This window comes from Pseudolysinimonas yzui (assembly GCF_014653215.1).
In the GTDB taxonomy this organism is placed as follows: domain Bacteria; phylum Actinomycetota; class Actinomycetes; order Actinomycetales; family Microbacteriaceae; genus Pseudolysinimonas_A; species Pseudolysinimonas_A yzui.
Map to the genome: position 1 here is coordinate 134,559 of NZ_BNAI01000002.1, position 22,835 is coordinate 157,393.

A 22,835-nucleotide genomic window follows, 5' to 3' on the forward strand; every position below is an offset into this window, starting at 1 on the left:
CCGCGCTGTTCGCGGGTCAGTCGTGGCCGGGGATGACGATCGCGTCGGTCGAGGTGTTCGACCCGGCGACATAGATGTCGGGCTCGACATAGATGACCCGGGCGACCGGCACCGCCGCGCGCACGGCATCCTCGATCTCGTTGATCGCCTTCGCCAGGTCGGTCGCCTTCGTCGCCTTCGGCACGGCGACCTTCGCGGCGACCATCAACTCGTCGGGGCCGAGGTAGAGGGTCTTCATGTGGATGATCGCCTCCACCTTGGGATGAGCGAGGAACGCCGCGCGGATGCGCTCGACGTCGGTGCGGGAGGCGCCCTCGCCGACCAGGAGGCTCTTCGTCTCGATGCCGAGAACGACCGCCACCGTGACCAGCAGAACGCCGATCGCGATCGTGCCGACGGCATCCCAGACCACGTTGCCGGTGAGCAGCGACAGGCCGACGCCCGCGAACGCGAACACCAGACCGATGAGAGCGGCGATGTCTTCCAGCAGGATGACCGGCAGCTCGGGCTGCTTCGCGTGCCGGATGAACGCGACGAGGTTCTGATCGCCGCGCGCCTTGTTGGCTTCGATCACGGCGGTGCGCAGCGAGAAACTCTCCAGCACGATCGCGACGCTCAACACCAGCAGCGGGATCCACGGGAGGGTGAGTTCCTCATGCGACTCGAGCTTGTGGATGCCCTCGTAGAGCGAGAACATGCCGCCGACCGAGAACAGGATGATCGCCACGACGAACGCGAAGATGTACCGCTCGCGGCCGTAGCCGAACGGATGGGTCTCGGTCGCCTCCTTGCGGGAGCGCCGACCGCCGATGAGCAGCAGCACCTGGTTGCCGGCGTCGGCCACCGAGTGCACGCCCTCTGCGAGCATCGAGGCCGAGCCCGAGAGGGCTGCCGCCGCGAACTTCGTGGCCGCGATTCCGGTGTTCGCCAGCAGTGCCGCGATGACCGCCCTCGTGCCGCCCTCAGTGCTCATGCGTTCAAACCTACACTCGGGGTATGAGCCGAAATCTTCCGCGCATCGCCATCCTCGGAGCGGGGTCGATGGGGGGCGCGATCCTCGCCGGGCTCGTCGATTCGGGGCTCGTCGGCGAGGGTGTCGCGGTCACCAATCGCAGCGTCGCGAAGGCCGACGCGGTGCGGATGCCGGGGGTCGACTCGTACGCGCTCGACGCGACGCCCGACGCCAACCGGCTCGCCCTCGACGGCGCGCGCGTCGTCATCGTGGGGGTGAAACCGGCGATGGTGCCCGACCTGCTGGCGGAGGTCGCCGAGCATCTCGCGGCGGACGCGATCGTGGTCAGCGTCGCCGCCGGTGTCACGACGGCGACGATGGAAGCTCTCGTGCCGAACGCCGTGGCCCGCGCGATGCCGAACACGCCGTCGCTCGTGCGCCGGGGCGTGACCGGTCTCGCCGCCGGGTCGCGGATCGCGCCCGACCAGCTCGCGGTCGCCCGCGCGGTGTTCGAGACCGTCGGTGCTGTCATCGAACTCGACGAGGACCGCATCGACGCCCTCAGCACGATCTCCGGTTCCGGCCCCGCCTACGTGTTCTTCCTGATCGAGCAGCTCACCGGCACCGCCCTGCGCCTCGGATTCACCCTCGACGAGGCCCGGCTGATGGTCGAGCAGACCTTCCTCGGCGCCTCGGAGCTGCTGGCCGCGTCGGATGCCGACCCGGCCGAACTGCGCCGCCGCGTCACGAGCCCCAACGGCACCACGATGCGCGCGATCGCCGTCATGGAGGAAGCCGACCTCGCGGGCATGTTCGACCGCGCGACCGCCGCCGCCCTCGCCCGCGCCAAGGAGATGGCCGCCGACGCCGCGGGTTGAGGAGCGCCGCCCTCGAGGAGGCGCTCCTCAACCCATGGGTTTCGAGGCCCGGCCCGTCGCGTCGCTGTGCACTCGCGTGACGGCATTCAGAATGCGCTCCGCCGCTCGCTCCGGGATGACGACGGGCTCGGTGTACGCACCGACCGGTCAAAGGCGGTGTGTGTCACTCCTTGGCGCGCGTGAGGCTTTCGATCGAGCACTCGTCGTCCCAGCTCGTCCACGACCGGTTGCGGGCGATCACCGATGTGCGCGCGACGAAGACGGTGCTCACCTTCGGAGATTTCGACCCCGTCCGGCTGATACGGAGCCCGCCCCCCGGCGCGACGACTGGCCGGCCCTCGGCCATTTGGCGTAACGGCGTCGACTTTCTGCGCGCGAGCCATTGTGCGGGCCATGCTTCCCTTGGGGATGTCAGTGCACAGCACGACGAGACGGGGCGAATCATCCGGCGAACCGGTCACCGGCCCCTATGTCCGGTGACCGCGCCGCTGAGCGGCAGATCGCGATGCCGGGACCGCCAAAGTGAGGACTTGTGCAAGATGACCCTTGAACCCATGATCAATGGATAGGAAGGCGGTAGCACCGGGTCAGGTCAGGCGCTGTTCGCCATCGAACAACTAGGCATCCTGAGTTGGGTTGATGCTGACCGCGGTCGACCCGACGACTGTTACCGGATCTTCCGGTTCACGGCGCATCACCGCGCGCTACGCAGCGTGGGATGCGGTCAACGAGGGGGGACTAGAACAATGTCAACGATGCGCGGAACGAGAAGAGGGGCCGTCGCGCGAGCCAGCGTCGGGGTCTTTGCGATGCTGCTGGGCTTGGGCGCGATGCCGGTAACAGCGGATGCGTCAACCGCGCGGGAGGGGACAGGAGACACGGAAGAAACCACTAGCGTCACCTTGCTGTTCGCGCATCCGCTGTCCTTGAGTGACGCGTTGAAGGTGGGCGCCGACTTGGGAGAGGCGGTTACGGCTTACGCCTTCGACAACGGGGACGTCGTTGGCGAGTATTCACCGTTATCGGGAACGTCAGCGGAGGACTATCTCGCCTATTTCGAGACCAACTTCGGCACCCACCCTCAGGTCAACGGCCTCGTCGTGGTTCGCCAAACAGCCAAACAAGAAGAGACGCGAGCCGCTGCCGTTCAACAGACATCTCTCGGGTCGGGGTACGAGGCATTCTTCGCTGAACCGGTAGTGGCGGGAGGTGATGCCGCAGCACGGGCTGAGCGTGGCCGTGAGCTCGCGGACCTTCAGAGTGACTCAGGTCTCGAAAGGGTCGCTAGTGACTGGCGCGCTGACGACGTCCAGACGGTGACCTTCCCCGCCCCGCCCTCGCCGTTCGTGTGGATGGACATCTACTGGTTTGACTACGGGCTGTACTCTCTACCGAACGACATAGGTCTCGAGTTCGAAGTGAACGAGCACAACGACAACGTGGCCGATCCGCAAAGTATCCGCCCGTTTTGCTCGGACACCTCCTACAAAGACCGGTTTTGGGCACAAAACTATGGATGGACGTGGTCGGCGTACAATTCGACCGGCACGCCGGTTGGCAGCCTGGGTGCTTATGCCGACTACAACGACCTTGCAGATCAGTGCCGGACCAACTCGCTCGCAGTCGGGCTGAAGTATCCGAAGAACCTCGATCAGTCGAGCGGGCAAACTGGGCTGCAGATCACCATCGAAGCGCCGTCAGGACTGCAGTCCTGGAGCAAGATATCCGGAAACATCCAAGCGGTGGCTGCGACCTACTGCAACAGCTGGCCAGGAAACGGAATGTCCAATACCGACTGCATGGGGGTCGACAACATCACGGCGCTCTGGAGTGGCTATCCTTCTGGTACCTACAATCGAGCGACACTGGCTGAGTGGAGAAACTACATCGCTCCGCTGGCGTGCTGGACAAGCGGTAACCGCGGGCTCGAGCCACCTGTTGTCATTGCCTGCTGAGCGCACGAGTCCGGCTCCCAGCCGCTACCTCCTCTGGCCACTTCTTGGAGCCGGACTCATCCTTGCCTTCTTCGCGAACTCTCGCTGGCCTCTCCTGCTAATAGAAAAACTCGGGTTCCAGTGTTCGCCACCCACGGCGCTCGATCCTCAGCAGGTCTGTGCAGGCGGGTTGAGCTACCTATTCCCGTTTCTCTCACTATGGGCTGCCAGTGCGATCGTGGGCGCTGTCGCATTGATCGCCTTTCGATTCACTCGGGCTCACACGGGCGCGATTCGATGGTTCATTGCCACCGGCGCTCTCCCATTCACCGTCCTGCTTTACGCGCTCTCGCTGAGCAACTCGCTTGGCGAGGACGCGACGGTGACGCCCATCTCGTTGAGCGCCGTGAGCTGCGGCGCTTGTCTGCTTGGAGCGGCGGTCCCGCGGGCAGCGAGCATAACTCTCCTTGTGTGCTCAGTAGTCGCGAGTGCTGTCGGCATCTTCCTCGAACCGGGTGCCTCGACAACCTTCTTGCTCACTGGTTCGATCGCGGTGGTCGGCGTTCTCAGCCAGCCAGGACCCAAACGTGCACATCCTTCGTGACGTCTCGCGCCGATGCCTAGGCCGGCTCTTCGTCATGAAGCGGGGTGAGGTTCGTGGGCGTGGCGGTCGGCGCGCGGGGGTCGAGGTCTTCCACGGTGGGAGTTCCCACTCTCCCCAATAGAGTGACATCGACCTGTCGCAGCCATTTTGGGTGTGCGTCGATGCTTGTGCGGAGATGCTGCCGGTGGGCCGAACCGAAGAGCCCAGCGAAGCGGTGCGACCGCGCTCGTACCGCGGAGCGGGTCTTAGAAGCATGTGCCGCTTCTAAGACTGAAGGGCACTGAACTTGTCGAGGTCGTGGGTGTTGCCGCTGGCGATGATGAGGTCGTGGTTGGAGACGACGGTGTCGGCGGTCGCGTAGGTGAACTCCTTGCCGGGGCTCTTCACGCCGACGACGGTGATGCCGTACTTCTGCCGCACGTGGGCTTCGGAGAGCGTGATGCCGCGAATCGGCTTCGGCGGGTACATCTTCACGATCGCGAAGTCGTCGTCGAACTCGATGAAGTCGAGCATCCGGCCGCTCACCAGGTGGGCGACGCGTTCGCCGGCCTCCGCCTCCGGGTAGATGACGTGGTTCGCGCCGATGCGGGCGAGGATCTTGCCGTGCGACTGGCTGATCGCCTTCGCCCAGATCTGCGGGATTTTGAGGTCGACGAGGTTCGCGGTGATGAGCACCGACGCCTCCACGCTCGACCCGACCGCGACCACGGCGATGGAGAAGTCCTGCGCGCCGATCTGCTGGAGGGCGTCGATGGAGCGGGCGTCGGCCTGCACGGCGTGGGTGACGCGCTCCGCCCACTTCTGCACCAGTCCGGCATCCTCATCGACGGCGAGCACGTCGCGGTCGAGCCGGGCCAGTTGGCCGGCGGTGGCGGCGCCGAACCGTCCGAGTCCGATGACCAGCACCGGTGCGTCGTGTGCGATCTTCTCAACCAACGATCGGCCTCTCCTCGGGGCGCCGGAACAGTTGCCGGCGGGTGCTCGCCGCGAGGGCTGCGGCGAGAGTCACGGTACCAATGCGGCCCAGGAACATGGTGGCCGCGAGCACGTACTGTGCGCCATCCGACGTCGCCGCGGTGAAGCCCGTCGACAGCCCGCAGGTGGCGAACGCGCTGATCACGTCGAACAGGATGTAGTCGATCGGCACGTCGTCGGTGATGAGCAGGATGGCGACGGTCGCGACGGCGACGGTCGTCGCGCCCCACAGCACCACGCTGACGGCGAGGCGCAGTACGTCTTGCGGGATGCGGCGGCGGTAGGCCTCCATGTCGTCGACGCCGCGGGCTTCGGCGAACGCCGCGAGGAACAGGATCGCCAGCGTCGTCACCTTGATGCCGCCGGCCGTCGATGCCGACCCGCCGCCGATGAACATCAGCATGTCGGTGACGAGCAGACTCGACCCGTCGAGACTGCCCATGTCGAGGGTCGCAAAACCGCCGGATCTCGCCATCTGCGAGATGAAGAAGCTCTGCAGGATGCGTTGGTCGGCACCCAGCCCGGCCATCGTCGCCGGATTGTCGAACTCGAGGATGAAGTAGGCGATCGCGCCGCCGAGAGTCAGGAGCCCGAAGGTGACGAGCGTGAGCTTCACGTGCAGAGACCAGCGCAAGGGGTGGCGCCAGGTCTTGCGCAGCACGTAGATGACCGGGAACCCGATCGCCCCGAACGCGACGCTCAACATGAGCACGATCAGGAACCACCAGTCCGAGCCGTACGGGATGAGCCCCTCGCTCGTGGGCAGGAAGCCGGTGTTGGTGAACGACATCGCCGCGATGTAGACGGACTGCCAGGCGGCATCCAAGGGCGGGACGCCTTCGAGCAGCATCCGCGGGAACAGCAGCGCGGCGACCACCGCCTCGATCACGAGGACGCTGATCGCGACCGTGGCGAGCAGGCTGCGGGTCTCGCCGAGACGCACCGCCTGACTCTCCGACACCGGCCCCTTGCGGATGCGCAACGGGTTCGCATCGCCCGCGGCGAGCAGCTTCTGCCGCAGGCCGAGCCGGCGGCTGATCACGAGACCCAGGATCGACGCGACCGTCAGCACCCCGATGCCGCCGATCTCCACCCCGACGAAGACGAACACGTGGCCGAGCGGCGACCAGTACGTCGCCATGTCGACCGTCGAGAGACCCGTGACGCAGATCACCGAGACCGCGGTGAACAGGGCGTCGACGAACGGAGCGCGCTCGCCCGAGGTGGTGGCCACCGGCAGCGAGAACAGGATCGTGAAGATGCCGATCAGACTCGCGAACACGATCACCGCGAAACGAGCCGGAGTCGACGCCGCGAAGTCGCTGATCCGGTCGAGGATCCGGGAACGCAGCGACTCCTGCTGCACGGGCCGCGCGCGCATCCGACTCCTCACGTCCCGGTCCGGCAGTCAGCCGTGACCAGGCTGAAATGCTACCCGCGCCCTCCACCCGCGCGGCTACCCTGAAGAGATGGCCGACATCTTCGACGTTCTCGCCGACGGAACGCGTCGCGACATCCTGCGACGGCTGCTCGACGGCGAGGCCGCGGTCTCCGACCTGGTCGAGGCGCTCGGGCTCACGCAGCCGACCGTCTCGAAGCATCTCGCGCGGCTGCTGGATGCCGAACTCGTGACCGTGCGCGAAGACGGCCGCAACCGCATCTACGCGCTGCGCACCGCCCCGCTCCAAACGGTGGATGCGTGGCTGGCGCCGTTCCTCGGCGGGTCACCGGGCGACGGCGCACACGATGCCGCCGACGATGCCGGGCCGACGATCTTCGCCGCCTGGGCGGGCGCCGAAGCCGGCGACCGGGTCGGCCGGGTCGCCGCGGATGCCGCCCACAACGCCCGCGTCGCACTCGAAGCCGCCCAAGAGAAGCTGCAGGGCGCTCAGAAGCGGGTCAGCGAGAAACTGCCGCGCTGGGGTCGCGACGACGACTGAACGTCGACGCCGGCCATAGACACCGGCGATCCCCAAGGCCTAGTCTGATCGGTCGAACGCACTCCACCCACAGCAGCAACATCACCCACAGCGATCGATGGCAGGAGCCGACATGGCAGGAGCACTCTCCGACATGCGCTTCCTGACCGTCGCCGAAGTCGCCGACATGATGCGGGTGTCCACCATGACCGTCTACCGGCTCGTCAAATCGGGCGAACTGCCGGCCGTGCGATTCGGGCGTTCCTACCGCATCCCCGAGACCGCCGTCGCGGCCGCCGTCGAACTGCCGAACTCCCAGAGCAACCGCGCAGGGTAGACTTCCCCCTTGTGATTTCCGCGGTTCGATGAGGGCCCGGGTGGTCCTTACCGTCGAAGCGAGGTGAACATGGGTTCCGTCATCAAGAAGCGCCGCAAGCGCATGGCGAAGAAGAAGCACCGCAAGCTCCTGCGCAAGACGCGTCACCAGCGTCGCAACAAGAAGTAAGTCGTGGGTCGAGGGGCGGCTGCACTCGTTGGTCGAGTAGCCCGCGCAGCGGGCGTGTCGAGACCCCCGCTACGTCGGGGTCAGGCAGAGGGGGTGCGGCGGGCGCTGCGGCGCACTCGGCGGGCCTCGCGGCGCACGCGGCGGCGGGCCTCGCGGATGCTGCGCGGCGAGAGGCGCATCATCGGCCAGCCGTGCTGCTGCGCGTGGTGGGCGAGCGCGGCATCCGGATTCACCACGACCGGGTTGCCGACCATCTCCAGCAACGGGATGTCGTTGCGGCTGTCGGAGTACGCCCAGCAGTCGGCGAGGCGGGCACCGGCGCTCGCGGCGAGGTCGCGGGCGGCGTCGGCTTTGCGCTCCGCGTGCAGGGTGTGGCCGACGAGACGTCCGGTGTAGACGCCGTCGACCGACTCGACCACCGTGCCGAGCGCGCCGGTCAGCCCGAGGTGCTTGGCCATCACGGTGCCGATCTCGACCGGGGTGGCCGACACGAGCCACACCTCGTGACCCTTCGCGATGTGGTCCTGCGTCAGACCGACCGTGTCGGGGTAGAGCCGCTTGCTGATGCGGTGCTCCCAGATGTGCTCCGCGAGCGAGTTGATGTCGGCGACGCTGTGGCCGCCGGCCAGGGCCAGCGCCCGGTCGCGGGCGCTGTCGAGGTGGTCCTGGTTCTCGCCGACCGAGATGAACCGCCGCTGATGCCAGGCGAAGCGGGCGATCTCACGGAACCCGATGATCTTGCGCGCCCACGCCTCGCGCCCGAGGTGGAAGAGGCTCGTGCCGCGCATGAGCGTGTTGTCGACGTCGAAGAACGCGATGATCGGGCGGTCGCTCGGGACCGGGCTCTCCACCGGCGAGGTGGTGGTGTCGTCGCTCGGGGTGAGAGAGGTCTCCTCGGGCATCCCCCCAGGGTAGCTGCCGCGTACCCTGGACCGGTGCCTCATGTGCTGATGCTCGGCAAGCCGGGCTGCCACCTGTGCGACGACGCGCGGGCGATCGTCACCGAGGTGCTCGCCGACTATCCCGCCGTCACGTTCGAAGAGCAGTCGATCCTCGACGACGCAGGCCTGCTCGACGAGTACGCCGAAGAGATCCCGGTCGTGCTCATCGACGGTCGCGTGCACACCATCTGGCGCGTCGATCCCGCGCGGCTGCGGAAGGCTCTCGGCTGACGGCACCCTCGCTATCGCGGCCGAGCGCGCATAGCCTGGCCAGAGGTCAGGGAAGACCGAAAGGGATGTGCCGTCATGAAGTTCCAGATCGTCAAAGGGAAGAGCGCGACCCAGCCGTACTTCTGGCGCATCGTCGCCTCGAACGGCCAGACGCTCGCGGTGAGCGAGAACTACGCGCAGAAGGCCTCCGCGAAGAGCGCCGTCGAGTCGGTGAAGAAGAGCGCCGGCGCGGCGACCGTCGAAGACCTCACCTAGGTCGAGGGGTCAGCGCCCGACGACGATCGACCGGCCCGCGAAGTCTTCGAGCCCGCGGTGCCGGGGGGTCGCGACGACGACGACGAACATCGCGATCCAGAGCAGGGCGGGGATGACGAGGGCGGCCGTGAGCGGATCGAACGGCAGGTAGCCCTCCGTCGCCACTGCCGTGAGCAGCTGGAGCAGGACGATGGTGACGACGATCGGCCCGACGATCACGAGGCTGCGCAGCAGCGCCCACGCGCCGGTCGGCCTCCCGGTGACGACGTGCACGACTCTCACCTGCGCCACCCACTTGCCGGGCGTCACGCCGAGGGTGGCGGTGAGCACGGTCGCGAGCACGGCCGACGCGAGGGGTACCCAGAAGATCGCCACCAGGGCCTCGAGCGAGCCGAGGATGAGGCCGCCGAAGACGACCACGAAGGTCACCGCGACGGTGCCGACGCCGTCGATGGCGAAGGCGAGCGCTCGCCGCCCGGGATGCGCGACCCGCGCCACGGGGGCTTCGCCGTAGGCCGGGAGGTCGGGCGTCGTCGCGGGCGGTGCCGGTGGCGGCTCGAAGATCCCGAGCCCGTCGGGCGGCGGAGGCGGCGCGTCGCTCATGCGGAACGACTCAGGGCTGCAGCCGGTTCGGGCCGCGGAACAGGTAGGTCACCTCGCGGATCGACGGCTGCTGCAACAGCAGCATGATGACGCGCGACAGGCCCATGCCGAAGCCGCCGTGCGGCGGCACGCCGTAGCGGAAGAAGTCGAGGTAGAACCCGAGCTCCTCCGGGTCGAGGCCCTTCTCACGGGCCTGCTCTTCGAGCAGCTCGACGCGGTGCTCGCGCTGCGCCCCCGTGGAGATCTCGACGCCGTTGAAGATGAGGTCGTACGAGTTGGTCAGGCCCGCATCCGCCTCATGACGCATGTGATAGAACGGCCGGATGCTCGACGCGTAGTCGGTCAGGAACACGAACTCGTGGCCGAACTGCTCTTTGACATAGGCGGCGATCTGGCGCTCGCCCTCGGGGTCCATGTCGGCGTCGGCGCGCGGCACCGTGTAGCCGCGACCGGCGACGATCTCTTTCGCTTCGGCGAGCGGGATGCGGGGGAACGGGGTGGTCGGAACGGTCACCTCGACGCCGAACGCGGCTTCGATCTCGGCGCCGTGCTTCTCCTTCACCGCGGTGAGGGCGGCGACGAGCAGCTCCTCGTGCATCCGCATGACGTCTTCGTGGGAGTCGATCCACGAGATCTCGGCGTCGATCGAGATGAACTCGGTCGCGTGCCGGGAGGTGAACGACGGGTCGGCGCGGAACGCCGGTGCGACCTCGAACACCTTGCCGAACCCGGCGGGTTGCGCCATCTGCTTGAAGAACTGCGGGCTCTGCGCGAGGTACGCCTTCGTCTCGAAGTACTCCACCTCGAACAGTTCGGCGCGGCTCTCCGACGCCGAGGCCATCAGCTTCGGGGTGTGGATCTCGATGAAGCCGTGCTCGACCCACCAGGTGCGCAGCGCGTGCAGGAACGTCGTCTGCACCCGGAAGACGAGGTTCTGCTCGGGGCGACGCAGGTCGAGGAAGCGCCAGTCGAGACGCTTGTCGATCGAGGAGTCTTCCGCGATCGGGGAGTCGAGCGCGGGGGCGACGACCTCGAGGTCGCCGATCTTCACCTCGAGCCCGCCGAGCTTCACGCGCTCGTCGTGCTTGAGCTCGCCCTCGACGCTGATGAACGTGCCGTTCGTCAGGCCCGAGATCGCCTCGGTGATCGTCGGGTCGCCCTCGTCGCCCTCGCGCACCGCCGGGTTCACGAGCTGGGCCGCTCCCGACTCGTCTCGCAGCACGATGAACTGCACCTTCTTCTGGTCGCGCACCGTGTCGACCCACCCGGCGACCCGCACGGGTCCTTCGGGCAGGTGGGCGAGGTCGGCGATCAGGGTACGGGAAGTCACGGAGGTCGAGTCTAGCTGCGGCGATCTCGCAGCTTCCGGCCTCGTAAGCTCATCAGGTGCCTGCCGATCTCGTCCACCTCGTGCGACACGGCGAGGTCGAGAACCCCACCGGGGTGCTCTACGGCCGGCTCGACGGCTTCGGGCTGAGCGAGCGCGGCCACCGGATGGCGGAGCTCGCGGCCGCCTCGCTGGCCGGCCACGACATCCGCGCGGTCGTCGCGAGCCCGCTGCAGCGCACGCGGGAGAGCGCAGCCCCGTGGGTGACCCGGTTCGGTCGCGAACTCGAGATCGACGAGCGGCTCATCGAGCCGACCAACCGCTTCGAGGGCATCAACATGCGGCGCGACCTGCCGCGCCGCCCCGACCTGTGGCGCCACCTCGCGAACCCGCAGCGCCCGTCGTGGGGCGAGCCGTTCCTCGCCGTGCAGCAGCGCATGCTCGCCGCGATCGACGACCATTGGCGCTCCGTCGACGGCGGCGAGGTCGTGCTCGTCAGCCACCAGATGCCGATCACCATCGTCGCCCGCACCGTCGCCGGGCGGCGCCTGCCGCACAACCCGTCGAGTCGCCGCTGCGCGCTGTCGAGCATCACGACCCTCGAGCGACGCGGAGACGCGTTCGTCGAGGTCTTGTACGCCGAACCCGCCGCCGAACTGCTGCGCGACGCGATCGACACAGGGGCGGTCTGATGCGCCGGATGCTCGTGCCGGTCGTCGCGGCCGCGTTGCTGCTCGCGGGGTGCACGTCGCAGGACGGCATCGCCGGCGAGAACGGCGGCGGCTACATCTCCGGGGATGGGTCGGTGCTCGTCATCCCCGCCGCGGAACGCGACGACGTTCCCGAGTGGGGCGGCGACACCGTCGACGGGGAGACCATCGACAGCACCGATCTCGACGGGGTGGTCGTGCTGAACTTCTGGTACGCCGGGTGCCCGCCGTGCCGCGACGAAGCCGGCGACCTCGACGAGGTCGCCACCGAGTACGCCGATCGCATCACTTTCCTCGGCGTCAACATCCGCGATTCCGCCCCGACGGCCGCGTCGTTCGAGGACGAGTTCGGCGTCAGCTACGACTCGATCCTCGACGCGCAGACCCGCGACGTGCTCATCGCGTTCGCGGGTGACGTGCCGCCGTCCGCCGTACCCACGACGCTCGTGCTCGACGCCGACGGTCGGGTGGCCGCGCGCATCTCGGGGCGCATCCCGAGTGCCGGCACCCTCGCCGACATCATCGACGACGTCCTCGCTTCAGCATCGTGAACGGGGCCTGATGGGTGACGTCATCGCCGACGGCGGGCTCTGGCTGGCGGTGCCGCTCGCGCTCGCGGCGGGCCTGCTGTCGTTCCTGTCACCGTGCGTGCTTCCGCTCGTGCCCGGCTACCTCGGCTACGTGTCGGGCGTCGCGGGGGGAGCCGAGAAGACTCGCGGTCGGGTGATCGCGGGTGCGCTGCTGTTCATCCTCGGATTCACCGTGGTGTTCGTGACCGTCAACTTCCTCGGAGCGACGACCGCCCGGTTCTTCCTGGAGTACGGCGACCTGCTGCAGCGCATCGGCGGGGTCGTCGTCATCCTGTTGGGCCTCGTCTTCATCGGGCAGGTGACGTTCCTGCAGCGCACGATCAAGCCCGCCTGGCAGCCGCGCACCGGCCTCGTCGGCGCCCCGCTGCTGGGGATCGTCTTCGCGATCGGCTGGACGCCGTGCATCGGGCCGACGATCGCGACCGTCTTCCTCATGTCGGGTTTCGACCCCGCGCGGGCGGTGCTGCTGGCGCTCGTCTACTGCCTCGGACTCGGCATCCCGTTCCTGCTCGTCGCGATCGGGGTCGGCTGGGTCGGCACCTCGATCGCGTGGGTCAAACGCCACATCCGCGTCGTCAACATCGTCGGCGGCGTGCTGCTGATCCTGGTCGGCGTGCTGCTCGTCACCGGCGTGTGGAACCTGCTGATGTCGAACTTCCAGGCGGTGATCGATGGCTTCGTTCCGGCCCTCTGATCACATCGACTCCGAACCAGCGCCCGCCGAGCTGCCCAAGCTCGGCGCCGTCGGGTTCGCGCGCTTCCTCTGGCGGCAACTGACGAGCATGCGCACGGCCCTCGTGCTGCTGTTGCTGCTGGCGCTCGCCGCCGTGCCCGGATCGCTCGTGCCGCAGCGCAGCTCCGACCCGAACGGGGTGCTGCAGTATCAGGCGCGCGACCCCGAGGGCTTCAGGATCCTCGACTCCCTCGGCATCTTCTCGACGTTCTCGTCGCCGTGGTTCTCGGCCATCTACCTGCTGCTGTTCATCTCGCTCATCGGCTGCGTCATCCCGCGTTCGAAGCACCACTTCGATGCCCTGCGGGCCCGTCCGCCGAAGACCCCGGCGCGGTTGTCGCGGCTGGTCGGGTACACGTCGGTCGAGAACCCCGTGGATGCCGAGACCGCCGTCGTCACCGCGCGGAAGGTGCTGAAGGGTCAGGGCTACCGCGTCGAACGCTACGGCGACTCGGTCTCGGCCGAGCGCGGCTACCTGCGCGAGACCGGCAACCTGGTGTTCCACACCGCGCTCATCGGGGTGCTCGCCGGCGTCGCGATCGGCGGCGGGTTCGGCTACAACGGGCAGCGGCTGCTCATCGAGGGGGAGCCGTTCGCGAACGTGCTCGCCGACTACGACTCGTTCTACCCGGGCCCGTGGGTCGACTCCGACACGGCGCTCGAACCGTTCGGGCTGCGGCTCGACGCCTTCGACTCCGCCTACGAGTTCGACCAGAACGCCGGCACCTGGCATCCGACCGACTTCGAGGCGACGATGGGCGTGCGCGAGCGGGGCGGGGAGTGGCGCGCCGAGAGCCTCAAAGTCAACTCGCCGCTCGAGGTCGGGGGCACGCAGGTCTATCTGTTGGCCAACGGGTACGCCCCGGTCGTCACGGTGCGCGACCCCGACGGCGAGGTGGTGTTCCAGCAGGCGGTGCCGTTCCTCGCGACCGACGGCAACCTCACCAGCGGTGGCGTCATCAAGGTGCCCGACGGCCTGAGCGACCAGGTCGGCATGCGCGGCTTCTTCTACCCGGACGCGATCGCTCTCGACTCGGGTGCGCTCACCTCGTTCTCGCCGAACATCACCGAGAACGCCGTGCTCACCCTGCTGGTCTACCGCGGCGACCTCGGGCTCGCCGACGGGAGCGGGGCGAACGTCTACTCGCTCGACACCGAGAACATGGAAGAGATCGCGGGACGAGAGGATGCCCTCGCCCTGCGCATCGGCGACACCGTCGACCTGCCCGACGGAATGGGCACGATCTCGCTCGATGGCGTCGCGAACTACGTGGGCCTCGACATCCATCACGACCCCGCACAGGCGTGGGTGCTGGGCTTCGCGCTGACGGCAGTCGGCGGGTTGCTGACGAGCCTGTTCATCCCGCGACGGCGGATGTGGATCAAGGTGCTGCCCGACGGACGCATCGAGTACGCGGGCCTGGCGCGCGGCGAAGATCCAGGCCTCGCGGCGGCGGTCGCCGACCTCGCCCGCGCACACACCGACGCCCTCCGTGCACCCCGAACGACGAACATAGGATGACGACGTGACAACCGAGACCCTCGCCGCCTGGTCGCTCGTCGGCGTGTACTCCGCGGCCGCGGTCTACCTCGGCGCGTTCGTGCTGTTCCTGCTCGACCTGGCGAAGCGTTCCTCGACCGCCCCCGCTCCCGCCCAGGCGGAAGTCGCGGCGACGGCAGGTACCACCGCCGTACTCATCGAGGCCCCGCCCGCGCCGCCCACGGCATCCACCCGCCCCGGCCGCAACGCCCGCATCGGGTTCGCCCTCACGGCGCTGGGCTGGGCCGTGCACGTGCTCGCGATCGTGCTGCGCGGCGTCGCCGCCGAGCGCGTGCCGTGGGCCAACATGTTCGAGTTCGCCCTCACCGGAACCGGCATCATCGTCGGCGTCTTCCTGTTCGCGAACCTCTGGAAAGACCTGCGCTTCCTCGGCACCTTCGTCACCGGCCTCGCCGTGCTGCTGCTCGTGCTCGCGACGCGCAACCTCTACGTCGACGTCATCCCGCTTCCCCCAGCCCTGGATTCGGCGTGGCTCGTCATCCACGTGCTCGTCGCGATCCTCGGCACCGGATTCTTCGCGCTCGGCGCGGGGCTCTCGATCACCCAGCTGCTGCAGCAGCGCCGCGAGGCGGGCCGGTTGGCCCGGGTCTCGTTCCTCACCCGGGTACCCGGGTCGACGACGCTCGAGACGCTCGCCTATCGGGTCAACGTCATCGGCTTCGTGCTGTGGACCTTCACCCTGATGTTCGGCGCGATCTGGGCCGAACGCGCCTGGGGCCGCTACTGGGGCTGGGACACCAAAGAGGTCTGGACCTTCGTGATCTGGGTGGTCTTCGCCGGCTACATCCACGCCCGCGCGACCCGGGGCTGGCGCGGCACCCCGTCGGCGGTGCTGGCGATCATCGGCTTCGCGGCGGTGCTGTTCAACTTCACCGTCGTCAACGTTTTCTTCACCGGCCTGCACGCCTACTCAGGCCTGTAACGCCGATTCGCCGTTCGAGACGCGTCGCCTGCGGCGGCGCTCCTCAACCCGCGGGGTGGTCGTGGAGCAGGTCGGCGCAGCGGTCGAGGCGGGCGAGCCACCAGTCGCGGCGCTCCGTCGTGGCGACCCACCGTGAAAGCAGGTCGGGGTCGGCATCCACCCGGTCGACCGGGATGCGTCCCTCGCGGGGGAGCAGCGGGTGCGGGGTGACGTCAGCGGCGAGCAGGGCGGCCGTGCCGAGGCCGCAGTCGTAGTCGAGGTCGGGGAGTGCGGCGGCGAGGCGGGCCCCCATCGCGAGGCCGACCGAGGTGTCGAGGGCGCTCGACACGACGGTGGGCAGGCCGGATGCCGCGACGATTCGCAGGGACGCGGCGATGCCGCCGAGCGGGGCGGCTTTCACGACGAGCAGGTCGGCCGCCCCCGCGGCGACGACGGCGAGCGGGTCGGCGGCTTTGCGCACGCTCTCGTCGGCGGCGATCGGCAGTTGCCAGTCGCGCAGCCGGTCGCGCAGCTCCGCCAGCTCAGGCACCGACGCGCAGGGTTGCTCGAGGTATTCGAGGTCGAACGGGGCGAGGGCGTGGGCGGCGTGTTCGGCTTCGTCGACGTTCCAGCCGCCGTTGGCATCCACCCGGATGCGGCCCGCCGGGCCGAGCCGCTCCCGCACCGCGCGCACCCGGGCGACGTCGTCGGCGAGGGTCTGGCCAGCTTGCGCGACCTTGACCTTCACGGTGCGGGTCGCGCCGAACCGGTCGAGCACCTCCGCCACCTGAGCCGGCTCGACGGCGGGCAGGGTCGCGTTCACCGGGATGACGTCACGCACGAGGTCGGGCTCCGCGCCCCAGCCGTAGTCGATCGCGGCCGCGAGCCAGGTGGCCGCCTCGGCATCCTCGTATTCGGTGAACGGCGCGAACTCGCTCCACCCCGACGGGCCGCGCAGCAGCACCGCCTCGCGCACGTCGATCCCGCGGAACCGGGTCGCGAGCGGCAGGGCGACGACATGCGCCACCTCGCGCAGTTCCCGACCAGACGGCAGTCCCACCGCCCCAGTCTGCTCGCTAGAGTGACGTAATCCGCCAATCTTGTTGGACTTCGAGCAGTGATCCGTCACAAATGCGACGGATTAGTGGGAGGGAAGACCAGTGACCCTTCCGCCGCCGCGTCCGCAGTACCAGGGCCAGCCCGACCAATACCGCCCCGTGCAGCAGCACCACGTCGCGGCGCAGCGGCAGGACAAGGCGCCGACGCTCGGGCAGTACTGGCGCAGCGACACCCGCACCGCACCGGGTCGCAAGCCGGCGAAGTGGGCGGGCCGGGCGGCGTTCTGGCTCGGGATCCTCGCCGCCGCGCTCTTCTTCGCAGGCACCTACATCCTCGGCTCGACGTTCGTCGCGGCGTTCGCCGCCCCGGTCAGCGTCGTCGCCGTCATCTTCGCCCTCATCGCGATCATCGCCGGCATCGGGCGCGGCCTCGGCATCTTCGGGCTCGTCTTCGCCCTCGCCGGCAGCACGATCTTCTGGGCCTGGCTCGATCGGACCTTCGGCTGACGCTCTCGCCTAGGCTCGAACCGTGACTCTCGAAGCGGATGCGGCGGTCGCGCACGAGCAGCCGGCCCGGCCGGTGCGCTGGCCCGGACGTGTGGCTCTGGCGCTCGGCATCCTGACCCCGATCGCGGTCCTGACGGGAGTCGTCGCGGTGTCGTTCGACGCGTTCGCGGTGGCGACGATGGCCGCGTGGGTGGGCATCGGGGCGAGCGCGCTCGCGGTGCTCGGCGGCCTCGTCGCCGCGATCGGCAACTGGGAACGCGGCGCGGCGATCGGCGGCATCGCCCTCGGCCTGCTCGCCAACCCGCTCGTGCTGACCTACGGCCTCGACGCCGCCGGGAACATCTGATGGCCGTCTCGGAGCTGTTCGACCCCGAGCGCTGGGTCGACGTCGACGGGTTCGGCGGACTCACCGACATCACCTACCACCACGACACGACCGGCCGCATCGCCCGTGTCGCGTTCAACCGCCCCGAGGTGCGCAACGCGTTCCGTCCGCACACCGTCGACGAGCTGGCGCGCACCCTGGATGACGCCCGGATGAATGCGCGCATCGGCGTCGTGCTGCTCACCGGCAACGGGCCGAGCGCGAAAGACGGCGGGTGGGCGTTCTGCTCGGGGGGCGACCAGCGCATCCGCGGGCGGGGCGGCTACGAGTACGAGGGGTCGGCGCCCGGCGCGGGGCGGTTGCACATTCTGGAGGTGCAGCGGCTCATCCGGTTCATGCCGAAGGTCGTCATCGCGGTGGTGCCGGGCTGGGCCGCGGGGGGCGGGCACTCGTTGCACGTCGTGTGCGACCTGACGATCGCGAGTCGCGAGCACGCCCGGTTCAAACAGACGGATGCCGACGTCGGCTCGTTCGACGGCGGCTACGGCAGCGCCTACTTCGCAAAGCAGGTGGGGCAGAAGTTCGCCCGGGAGGTGTTCTTCCTCGCCCGCGAGTACGACGCCCAGCGGGCGATGGAAATGGGCGCCGTCAACGCCGTCGTGCCGCACGCCGAACTCGAATCCACGGCGCTCGACTGGGCCGAGACGATCCTCGGCAAGAGCCCCACGGCGATCCGCATGCTGAAGTTCGCGATGAACTCGACCGACGACGGGATGGTCGGGCTTCAGGTGTTCGCCGGCGAAGCCACCCGGCTCGCCTACGGCACCGACGAGGCCGCCGAGGGGCGCGACGCGTTCCTCGAGAAGCGCCCGCCCGACTGGTCGCCCTACTCCTGGCCGTTCTGACGCCCGGGATGACCTGATGCGCGCGCTGCGGGTCGTGCCGCCCGGACCGGGCGTGTTGACCGAACTGCGGGATGCCCTCGCCGGCGGCGACGCGATCCTCGTCGGAACCCCCGGCGACGATCTGCCCGCCGAGGTCGAGCAACGCGTCGCGCTCGTCGTCGAGACGAGCGGCAGCACCGGCCGCCCGAAACGCGTCGCCCTCTCCGCCGACGCGGTGCTGGCGAACGCCGCGGCGAGCGAGTCGGCGCTCGGCGGCCCCGGCCAGTGGGTGCTGGCGCTGCCGACCCACTACATCGCGGGGCTCAACGTGCTCATCCGCTCGATCGGCGCCGGCCACGACCCCGTCGTCGTGACGGGTGAACGGTTCACGCCCGCCGGATTCCTCGCCGCCGTGAAGCAGATGACGATCCCCGAACGGTTCACCTCGCTCGTGCCGGCACAACTGGCGACCCTGCTCGACGATCCCGCGGCGACCGCGGCGCTCGCCGGTTTCCAGCGGGTGCTCGTCGGCGGCCAGGCGACCCCGGCATCCCTTCTTCAGCGGGCGGCGCTCGCCGGCGTGAAGGTCACCCGCAGCTACGGGTCGAGCGAGACGAGCGGCGGCTGCGTCTACGACGGCTCGCCGATCGGCCAGGTCGAAGTACGGGTGGTCGGCGGCGAGGTGCAGCTCGGCGGGCCGACGATCGCCGAAGGCTACCTCGGCGATCCGGAGCTCACCGCGGCGAGATTCGTCGACGAGCTCGGGATGCGCTGGTTCCGCACCGCGGACGCCGGCAGTTTCGAGGGCGGTCGCCTCACGGTCACCGGACGCCTCGACGACGTCATCATCTCCGGTGGGGTGAAGGTCTCGCTCGGGGCGGTCGAGCGCCTGCTGCACGAGAACGGCTTCGAGGATGCCGTCGTCGTGTCGGCACGGGACGAGAAGTGGGGCGAGGTGCCGGTCGCGTTCACGGCCCGCACCGACGATCCCGCGCCCGCCATCGCCGCGATCGAGGCGGCCCTCGGACCTGCCGCACGTCCCCGCGTTCGCGGCGGGAGTGCCATCCCGCTGCTGCCCAGCGGCAAACCGGACCGGGTGAGTTTGGCGGCGCAGCAGAACAACTAAAGTCGCTTTCGTGGCGAAGCAGCAGCGACCGATCCCGCGCGTGAAGATGGACGGCACCCGACCGGTTCCGCCGAAGGCGAAGGTGAAGGGCGCGAAACTCGCTCCGGTGAAGCCCGCCACTCTCGGCACCTGGATCTCGGGGGCGCGCCCGCAGACCCTCGTGCTCTCGATCGTGCCCGTCGCCCTCGGCACGGCCGCCGCCGCGCAGGTGATGCCGCACTGGTACGACCACTGGGTGCGGGCGCTGCTCTGCCTCGCCGTCGCCGTCTTCCTGCAGATCGGCGTCAACTACGCCAACGACTACTCCGACGGCGTGCGCGGCACCGACCGCGACCGGGTCGGGCCGCAACGCCTCGTCGGCTCGGGTCGCGCGAAACCGCGCACGGTGCTCATCGTCGCGCTCGTGTTCTTCGGGCTCGCGGCGATCGCCGGTGCGGTGCTGGTGTGGCGCACCGAGCAGTGGTGGCTGCTCGCCGTCGGCGCCGTCTGCCTCGTCGCCGGGTGGTTCTACACCGGGGGCAAGCGCCCGTACGGCTACCTCGGGCTCGGCGAACTCGCGGTGTTCGTGTTCTTCGGCATCGTGCCGACGGCGGGCACGATGTTCGTGCAGGTGCTCGACGTCAACATCGAAGCCTGGCTCGCCGGTGCCGCGGCGGGAGCCTTCGCGACCGCGGTGCTCGTCGCCAACAACGCCCGTGATCGCGACCGGGACAAGGCGCACGGCAAGCGCACCCTCGCGGTGCTGCTCGGCGACGCCGGCACCCGCATCCTCTACGTCGTGCTCATGCTCGTGCCGTTCGGCATCCTCGGCTTCTTCGCCCTGTTCTATGAGCCGGGATCGGGCAGCGGCTTCGCGCCGTACGTGTACTTCGCCGGAGTCGCGGCGCTTCCCGCGATCCTCATCGCGACGACCGCCCGCACCGCCCGCGAATGGGTGCTCGTGCTGAAGCTGACCCTCGCGACGTCGCTGCTCTACGGGCTCGGGCTCGCCGCTGCGATCGTGCTGCCGGGCGCGCTCACCTAGGAGCCGTCTAGGAGTCCTCGGCCTCTTCGTCGGCCGATCGTTTCGGTGCGGCGTTGCGGGCTTCGGCGAGCTGCAGCGCCACCCGGTCGCGCAGGCCGCGCAGGAAGATGTACGACACGCAGAAGCCGACGACGGCGGCGATCAGGGCCGCGATCCACCAGTCCAGCCCGAGTGCGAACAGGATTGCGAACGGAATCGCGAAGACGAGCACCCGCACCGCGGAGAACAGCAGCCAGGCGCGCACCCCAGAAGTCTAGGTGGGTCCGCTTTGCGACTACTGACACTCCCCAGCTGCGCCCAGCGACACTGCCTAGAATCAGCACATGACGCGCCTCATTCCCGTAGTGGTGCTCATCGTGGCGTTCACGATCTTCTCCGTCGCGCACCTCGCGCTGACGCCGCGCGATCAGGTGCGCGGCCTCGCCAAGCCGGCATGGATCGCGTTCGTCATCCTCGTGCCGATCGTCGGCGGCGTGATGTGGTTCGCGGTCGGTCGGGTGCGGGCCGGCGAGTCGCCGCGCAGTGCTCGTCGCGGCCCGATCGCCCCCGACGACGACCCCGACTTCCTGCGGAAACTGAACCGCGAGAAGGCGATGGAAGACCGCATCGAGCAGCTCGAACAGGAGCTTCGCGACCTCGACGATGACCCGCCCAAGGGGTAGTGGGTCCGCCGCGAGCGAGTTCGCGGTCGCCTTCCTCGCGGAACTGATCCGCCTCGGGGTGCGCGACGTCGTCGTCTGCCCGGGTTCCCGGTCGCAGGCCCTCGCCCTCGCGGCGGCGGAGTTCGAGCGTGCCGGAGTGCTGCGCCTGCGGGTCCGCATCGACGAACGCTCCGCCGGCTTCCTCGCCCTGGGTCTCGCGCGCGAGTCGGGCATCCCGGTCGTCGTCGTGACGACCTCGGGCACGGCGGTCGCAAACCTCCATCCCGCGGTGCTCGAGGCCTCGCACTCCGGGATTCCGCTCATCGTCGTGACCGCCGACCGGCCCGCCGAGCTGCTCGGCGTCGGCGCCAACCAGACGACCGTGCAGGCGGGCATCTTCGGCTCGGCCGTGCGGCGGGCCTGGGATGTCGCGGCGCCGACGTCGAGCGCAGGCGCCACCGACCTGGCCGCCGAGGTCGTCACCGGGCTGCGCGACCCGCTGACGACAGGGCCGGTGCACGTCAACCTCGCCCTGCGCGACCCGCTGTCGGCGGCGGTGCAGGTTCCCGACGTCGTGCCGGGGGAATGGATGCCGCCCCCGCCGCCCGCGGACCTGACGACGCTCGAGCCCGGCCCGCTCACCGTCGTCGTCGCCGGCACCTGCGCGGGAGAGCACGCCGAGGAGGTCGCCCGGCAGCTCGGGGCACCCCTCCTCGCCGAAGTCACGAGCGGGGCACGGTTCGGGCCGAACCTGGTGCCCGCGTACCGCACGCTGCTGACCGAGCCCGGGTTCGGTGACCGCATCGAACGCGTCGTCGTCTTCGGGCACCCGACGCTGAGCCGCGAGATCCCGGCGCTTCTCGAGCGCAGCGACCTGGAGGCGATCGTCGTGCGCGGCCCCGAACGGGATGCCTACAACCCCGGGCGATCGGCACGCATCGTCGGCGGGGTCACCGTCACGGGCGACCTGCACCCTGACGCCCGGGCGTGGGTGGGACCGTGGGTCGCCGCGTCGCGCACGCTGCTCGCCGTCGATGACGTGCCCGCGGCATCCCTCGGCGACGACCGCCTCGAGCGCGCCGAATTCGCGCGCGCCCAACTCGCGCGGCTACGGGAACCGGTCACCCGGCGGATGCTCGCCGAAGCGGTGTGGGCGAACACCTGGCCGCACGACCGGCTCGTGCTCGGGGCATCCCGGCTGATCCGCACCCTCGACCGGGTGGCCGTCGGCAAGAAGATCCCGGTGGTCGCCAACCGCGGCCTCGCCGGCATCGACGGCACGATCGCCACGGCGACCGGGGTCGCTCTCGCCTCGTCGGCGGACGGCGTCACCCGCGTGCTGCTCGGCGACCTCGCTCTGCTGCACGACGCCGGGTCGCTCGCCCCTACCCCGGGCGAGCCGCAGCCGCGGATGCAGGTGATCGTCGGCAACGACGGCGGTGGCACGATCTTCGACGCCCTCGAAGTGGCCGGATCCGCGGATCCCGAGCTGTTCGACCGGGTGCTCTACACGCCGCAGGCCGTCGACCTCGAAGCCCTCGCCGCGGCTTACGGCTGGGAGTACCGGCGCGCGGCGACGCGAGCCGAACTGGATGACGCGCTCACGGCATCCGGCGACCGGGTGCTGATCGAGGTTCCGCTCGCGCGCTGA

27 protein-coding genes are annotated in these 22,835 nt (G+C 69.3%); 19 read left to right on the forward strand and 8 right to left on the reverse strand.

The window, feature by feature from the left end; all coding sequences use genetic code 11:
* Nucleotides 1-16: 16 nt before the first annotated feature.
* Nucleotides 17-973 carry a cation diffusion facilitator family transporter gene (locus IE173_RS06425; RefSeq protein ID WP_191282645.1) on the reverse strand — a complete coding sequence of 319 codons (957 nt, stop codon included), beginning with the start codon at nt 971-973 and terminating at the stop codon, nt 17-19.
* Between the two features lie 23 nt (nt 974-996).
* On the opposite strand from IE173_RS06425, the gene proC reads away from it, so the two are divergent.
* Entirely contained in the window at nt 997-1,830 is an 834-nt protein-coding gene (gene proC, locus IE173_RS06430; protein WP_191282646.1) for a pyrroline-5-carboxylate reductase, read from the forward strand.
* Nucleotides 1,831-2,576: 746 nt separating this feature from the next.
* Nucleotides 2,577-3,785, forward strand: a complete 1,209-nt coding sequence (locus IE173_RS06435) for a hypothetical protein (RefSeq protein WP_191282647.1) — start codon at nt 2,577-2,579, stop codon at nt 3,783-3,785.
* An 847-nt stretch (nt 3,786-4,632) separates the two neighbouring features.
* Here IE173_RS06435 and IE173_RS06440 read toward each other — a convergent pair.
* On the reverse strand, nt 4,633-5,304 hold the full coding sequence (locus tag IE173_RS06440) for a potassium channel family protein (RefSeq protein ID WP_191282648.1): 672 nt from the start codon (nt 5,302-5,304) through the stop codon (nt 4,633-4,635).
* Complete coding sequence (locus tag IE173_RS06445) at nt 5,297-6,724, reverse strand: TrkH family potassium uptake protein (RefSeq protein ID WP_191282649.1); 1,428 nt, start codon at nt 6,722-6,724, stop codon at nt 5,297-5,299. Before IE173_RS06445 ends, IE173_RS06440 begins: the two co-directional genes overlap by 8 nt.
* Nucleotides 6,725-6,812: 88 nt before the next feature.
* On the opposite strand from IE173_RS06445, the gene IE173_RS06450 reads away from it, so the two are divergent.
* From IE173_RS06450 to IE173_RS06460, 3 genes are all read left to right on the forward strand, one after another.
* Nucleotides 6,813-7,283: an ArsR/SmtB family transcription factor gene (locus tag IE173_RS06450; RefSeq protein WP_191282650.1), complete on the forward strand. Its 471-nt coding sequence runs from the start codon at nt 6,813-6,815 to the stop codon at nt 7,281-7,283.
* A 112-nt stretch (nt 7,284-7,395) separates the two neighbouring features.
* Nucleotides 7,396-7,599 carry a helix-turn-helix domain-containing protein gene (locus IE173_RS06455; RefSeq protein ID WP_191282651.1) on the forward strand — a complete coding sequence of 68 codons (204 nt, stop codon included), beginning with the start codon at nt 7,396-7,398 and terminating at the stop codon, nt 7,597-7,599.
* Nucleotides 7,600-7,668: 69 nt separating this feature from the next.
* The gene (locus IE173_RS06460) at nt 7,669-7,767 is read left to right on the forward strand and encodes a 30S ribosomal protein bS22 (protein WP_003792170.1); all 99 of its coding nucleotides are present in this window, start codon (nt 7,669-7,671) and stop codon (nt 7,765-7,767) included.
* An 80-nt stretch (nt 7,768-7,847) separates the two neighbouring features.
* Here the strand turns inward: IE173_RS06460 and IE173_RS06465 are convergent, their stop codons facing one another.
* On the reverse strand, nt 7,848-8,669 hold the full coding sequence (locus IE173_RS06465) for an HAD family hydrolase (RefSeq protein ID WP_191282652.1): 822 nt from the start codon (nt 8,667-8,669) through the stop codon (nt 7,848-7,850).
* Nucleotides 8,670-8,717: 48 nt separating this feature from the next.
* Between IE173_RS06465 and IE173_RS06470 the strand changes: the two genes are divergently transcribed.
* On the forward strand, nt 8,718-8,939 hold the full coding sequence (locus IE173_RS06470; RefSeq protein ID WP_191283022.1) for a glutaredoxin family protein: 222 nt from the start codon (nt 8,718-8,720) through the stop codon (nt 8,937-8,939).
* Nucleotides 8,940-9,014: 75 nt separating this feature from the next.
* The gene (locus tag IE173_RS06475; protein ID WP_191282653.1) at nt 9,015-9,194 is read left to right on the forward strand and encodes a YegP family protein; all 180 of its coding nucleotides are present in this window, start codon (nt 9,015-9,017) and stop codon (nt 9,192-9,194) included.
* Nucleotides 9,195-9,203: 9 nt separating this feature from the next.
* On the opposite strand, the gene IE173_RS06480 is transcribed toward IE173_RS06475, so the two are convergent.
* Both IE173_RS06480 and aspS read right to left on the reverse strand, forming a co-directional pair.
* Complete coding sequence (locus IE173_RS06480; RefSeq protein ID WP_191282654.1) at nt 9,204-9,797, reverse strand: RDD family protein; 594 nt, start codon at nt 9,795-9,797, stop codon at nt 9,204-9,206.
* A gap of 10 nt (nt 9,798-9,807) precedes the next feature.
* Complete coding sequence (gene aspS / locus IE173_RS06485; protein WP_191282655.1) at nt 9,808-11,127, reverse strand: aspartate--tRNA(Asn) ligase; 1,320 nt, start codon at nt 11,125-11,127, stop codon at nt 9,808-9,810.
* A 56-nt stretch (nt 11,128-11,183) separates the two neighbouring features.
* Here aspS and IE173_RS06490 point away from each other — a divergent pair, with 56 nt between their 5' ends.
* From IE173_RS06490 to ccsB, 5 genes are read left to right on the forward strand one after another with little or no spacing between them, the layout of a single operon-like run.
* On the forward strand, nt 11,184-11,816 hold the full coding sequence (locus tag IE173_RS06490; protein ID WP_191282656.1) for a histidine phosphatase family protein: 633 nt from the start codon (nt 11,184-11,186) through the stop codon (nt 11,814-11,816).
* Nucleotides 11,816-12,385 carry a TlpA family protein disulfide reductase gene (locus IE173_RS06495; protein ID WP_191282657.1) on the forward strand — a complete coding sequence of 190 codons (570 nt, stop codon included), beginning with the start codon at nt 11,816-11,818 and terminating at the stop codon, nt 12,383-12,385. Before IE173_RS06490 ends, IE173_RS06495 begins: the two co-directional genes overlap by 1 nt.
* 10 nt (nt 12,386-12,395) lie before the next feature.
* Nucleotides 12,396-13,118, forward strand: coding sequence for a cytochrome c biogenesis CcdA family protein (locus IE173_RS06500; protein ID WP_191282658.1), 723 nt, complete (start codon nt 12,396-12,398; stop codon nt 13,116-13,118).
* A complete protein-coding gene (gene resB, locus IE173_RS06505; RefSeq protein WP_191282659.1) occupies nt 13,096-14,679 on the forward strand; it encodes a cytochrome c biogenesis protein ResB in 1,584 nt (527 codons plus the stop codon). The genes IE173_RS06500 and resB overlap by 23 nt, the downstream gene beginning before the upstream one ends.
* A gap of 4 nt (nt 14,680-14,683) precedes the next feature.
* Complete coding sequence (ccsB, locus tag IE173_RS06510; RefSeq protein ID WP_191282660.1) at nt 14,684-15,640, forward strand: c-type cytochrome biogenesis protein CcsB; 957 nt, start codon at nt 14,684-14,686, stop codon at nt 15,638-15,640.
* Between the two features lie 43 nt (nt 15,641-15,683).
* Here the strand turns inward: ccsB and IE173_RS06515 are convergent, their stop codons facing one another.
* Nucleotides 15,684-16,679 carry an o-succinylbenzoate synthase gene (locus IE173_RS06515; RefSeq protein ID WP_191282661.1) on the reverse strand — a complete coding sequence of 332 codons (996 nt, stop codon included), beginning with the start codon at nt 16,677-16,679 and terminating at the stop codon, nt 15,684-15,686.
* A gap of 100 nt (nt 16,680-16,779) precedes the next feature.
* Between IE173_RS06515 and IE173_RS06520 the strand changes: the two genes are divergently transcribed.
* From IE173_RS06520 to IE173_RS06540, 5 genes are read left to right on the forward strand one after another with little or no spacing between them, the layout of a single operon-like run.
* Nucleotides 16,780-17,184, forward strand: a complete 405-nt coding sequence (locus IE173_RS06520; protein ID WP_191282662.1) for a DUF805 domain-containing protein — start codon at nt 16,780-16,782, stop codon at nt 17,182-17,184.
* A 22-nt stretch (nt 17,185-17,206) separates the two neighbouring features.
* Nucleotides 17,207-17,530, forward strand: coding sequence for a hypothetical protein (locus IE173_RS06525; protein ID WP_191282663.1), 324 nt, complete (start codon nt 17,207-17,209; stop codon nt 17,528-17,530).
* Entirely contained in the window at nt 17,530-18,414 is an 885-nt protein-coding gene (locus IE173_RS06530; RefSeq protein ID WP_191282664.1) for a 1,4-dihydroxy-2-naphthoyl-CoA synthase, read from the forward strand. Before IE173_RS06525 ends, IE173_RS06530 begins: the two co-directional genes overlap by 1 nt.
* Nucleotides 18,415-18,430: 16 nt before the next feature.
* Nucleotides 18,431-19,519, forward strand: a complete 1,089-nt coding sequence (locus IE173_RS06535; protein WP_191282665.1) for an AMP-binding protein — start codon at nt 18,431-18,433, stop codon at nt 19,517-19,519.
* A 10-nt stretch (nt 19,520-19,529) separates the two neighbouring features.
* A complete protein-coding gene (locus tag IE173_RS06540) occupies nt 19,530-20,543 on the forward strand; it encodes a 1,4-dihydroxy-2-naphthoate polyprenyltransferase (RefSeq protein WP_229841949.1) in 1,014 nt (337 codons plus the stop codon).
* A gap of 7 nt (nt 20,544-20,550) precedes the next feature.
* Here IE173_RS06540 and IE173_RS06545 read toward each other — a convergent pair whose 3' ends face one another.
* The gene (locus IE173_RS06545; protein WP_191282666.1) at nt 20,551-20,787 is read right to left on the reverse strand and encodes a DUF4229 domain-containing protein; all 237 of its coding nucleotides are present in this window, start codon (nt 20,785-20,787) and stop codon (nt 20,551-20,553) included.
* Between the two features lie 79 nt (nt 20,788-20,866).
* On the opposite strand from IE173_RS06545, the gene IE173_RS06550 reads away from it, so the two are divergent.
* Together IE173_RS06550 and menD are read left to right on the forward strand one after the other, a co-directional pair.
* The gene (locus IE173_RS06550; RefSeq protein ID WP_191282667.1) at nt 20,867-21,205 is read left to right on the forward strand and encodes a PLD nuclease N-terminal domain-containing protein; all 339 of its coding nucleotides are present in this window, start codon (nt 20,867-20,869) and stop codon (nt 21,203-21,205) included.
* Nucleotides 21,186-22,835 carry a 2-succinyl-5-enolpyruvyl-6-hydroxy-3-cyclohexene-1-carboxylic-acid synthase gene (gene menD / locus IE173_RS06555; RefSeq protein WP_191282668.1) on the forward strand — a complete coding sequence of 550 codons (1,650 nt, stop codon included), beginning with the start codon at nt 21,186-21,188 and terminating at the stop codon, nt 22,833-22,835. Before IE173_RS06550 ends, menD begins: the two co-directional genes overlap by 20 nt.